This is a genomic window from Nostoc sp. UCD121, assembly GCF_014222285.1.
Lineage (GTDB): Bacteria > Cyanobacteriota > Cyanobacteriia > Cyanobacteriales > Nostocaceae > Nostoc.
Window position 1 is genome coordinate 1 of record NZ_JACKZS010000627.1, and the last position, 235, is coordinate 235.

Annotated in this window: 1 protein-coding gene; it reads right to left on the reverse strand. The window is 66.4% G+C overall.

Annotated features, from left to right (window positions below; genetic code table 11):
* A partial coding sequence (locus GNF10_RS37760; protein ID WP_185607561.1) for an HAD hydrolase family protein occupies positions 1-235 on the reverse strand: 235 nt, incomplete at both ends.

The following is a 235-nucleotide window of genomic DNA, read 5'->3' on the forward strand; positions in this document are numbered from 1 at the left end:
TCGTTGGCCAGCGAGAAGGTGGTCAGCGCACCGCGGGTGATCAGCTGCTGCTTGCCCACTTCCACGACCGCCAGCAGCTTGGCCGGGTCTGAATCGAGGTCGACCATGTTGCCGGCCTCCTTGGCGGCCTGCGTGCCGCTGTTCATCGCGACCGCCACGTCAGCTTGCGCCAGCGCGGGGGCATCGTTTGTGCCGTCGCCAGTCATTGCGACCAGCCGGCCCTCCGCTTGATATT